1 protein-coding gene and 3 pseudogenes are annotated in these 1,805 nt (G+C 57.7%); 1 reads left to right on the forward strand and 3 read right to left on the reverse strand.

The window, feature by feature from the left end; all coding sequences use genetic code 11:
- Positions 1 to 474 (reverse strand): annotated as a pseudogene (locus ACMX3H_RS18725) (IS21 family transposase); the annotation flags it as partial.
- A gap of 171 nt (positions 475 to 645) precedes the next feature.
- Between ACMX3H_RS18725 and ACMX3H_RS18730 the strand changes: the two are divergent.
- A pseudogene (locus ACMX3H_RS18730) lies at positions 646 to 888 on the forward strand (cysteine ABC transporter permease); the annotation flags it as partial.
- Between the two features lie 94 nt (positions 889 to 982).
- Here ACMX3H_RS18730 and mltB read toward each other — a convergent pair.
- Both mltB and ACMX3H_RS18740 read right to left on the reverse strand, forming a co-directional pair.
- Positions 983 to 1,650 (reverse strand): annotated as a pseudogene (mltB, locus tag ACMX3H_RS18735) (lytic murein transglycosylase B); the annotation flags it as partial.
- 32 nt (positions 1,651 to 1,682) lie between these two features.
- Positions 1,683 to 1,805, reverse strand: a 123-nt coding sequence (locus tag ACMX3H_RS18740) for a transposase domain-containing protein (protein WP_415211329.1), incomplete at its 5' end; no start/stop codon positions are given.

Genomic DNA, 1,805 nt, shown 5'->3' on the forward strand with positions numbered 1-1,805 from the left:
GATAGGTACGGTGGGGCCACAGAAGTCGATGAAGAGCTTTTCGCCGGCCTTGTGCTCCATGCGCATGGAACGCCGCTGCTTCTTTTTCCAGTCACGGAACAGTGCACAGAACTGTGAGTAGCCGAGGGCATCACCGCCCACGGCGACCTGATATTCCATCCAGAGCAGCTGTTTGGTCACACCCTTGCGGCTTAACTCGGTATCGATATCAAGCCAGCTGGGTAAGGTCTTGATAGCCTTGCCGGATTTGCCTGGATAGAGCAGGCGGTCGAGGTCGACGGGGGACAGTTCCACCGGCAATGGCCAGACCAGGTTAGCTACCGTGAATCGGCCGAGGATATCGTGCACTGTGGTACAGCCGATGCCGAGCGCTGCTGCGATGGTGCGATTCGAGCGACGCTGCTCAAATTTAATGCGTAATACATTGATATAGATGCATATTTCTGTTTTCGCGTTCTTCTTTTTACGTGCCATGCCATACCCCCGGAAGCTAAAAGTCTCCAGAGTATGGCGGAACAGAAGATGAGCGATCGGACAGAATCGGAATCGCTGATTGGGCGAGCGGAATCAGTGATCGGGTGAAATCGGAATCAGTGATCGGACGTGACCGGAACCAGCACCCAGGCGATGCGCAGGGTCATTTAGCCTCAGTCGGTGTTTGTCTCCATACCCCCGTTGGCCAATTCATTTATCTCGCTTATCAAGGATACATCGCGGGCGGCGGTCATTACCGTGCCGGAAATGTTTCTGGCCGCGCAGCGCATCGTGTCGGTGACCTATGAGCCGTTGATTCTCTACATCGAAGCGACGGCGATTTATCTGCTATTCAGTACGGCGCTGGGTAAGGTGCAAAACCGCCTGGAGCTCTATTTCCGCCGCTACGAATAAACGTCAGCCGACGGCGCGCGTCGCCGCTACCCCTGGTCTGACCGACCTCGGCGGGCGCTGTTGACCTGCGCCCGTTTTTTACCCCCCCCCAGCGTTAACCGCCCAGCCGCGCCCGACTCACCGCCTCGCCCAGTTGCCATACCGCCATGGCGTAATGGGTATTGTGATTGTAGCGGGTAATGACATAAAAGTTTGGCAGCCCGTACCAATACTGGTAACCGGTGCCGATATCTAGACGCAGCAGGCTGGCCTGTTGTTCATCCCCGAGCGGCGCAAGCGGCGACAGCACCGCAGCGGACAGCGTCGCCAGGGTGTAACGCGTGTCATAGCCATTTTGTAACCAAGGCGACTGACCGCTGGCGGGCACCGCCACCGAGCCTCCCGGTACCCAACCGTGGGCATGGAAATAATTGGCGACGCAGCCGATGGCGTCCTGCGGATCTCACAGATTGATATGGCCATCGCCGTCAAAATCCACGGCGTAACGCTTGAAAGAAGAAGGCATGAATTGGCCGTAGCCCATCGCACCGGCATAGGAGCCGCGCAGGGTGAGCGGATCGTCGCCCTCATCGCGCGCCATCAGCAAAAACGTTTCCAGCTCGGCGGCGAAGTAGTCGCCGCGGCGTGGATAATCGAACGCCAGCGTCGCCAGCGCGTCGATGATGCGCGTTTTGCCCATCACCCTTCCCAGCGGGTCTCGACGCCGATAATGCCGACAATGATTTCCGGCGGTACGCCATATTGGCGCGAGGCGCGCTGCAAAGGTAAGTGTACGTCCAGCGCCGTATTGACAGTTATTCAGTAGGGATGGTGAGGTTCCACGGCAGGAGCTCTTTGATTTTGTTGATGGGATGATCCGCGATAATCGCCAGCACATGGCGCAGATACGCTTCCGGCTCCACGCCGTTCAGTTTGCA

It is taken from the genome of Sodalis sp. (in: enterobacteria), assembly GCF_047607725.1.
Lineage (GTDB): Bacteria > Pseudomonadota > Gammaproteobacteria > Enterobacterales > Enterobacteriaceae > JBLKSS01.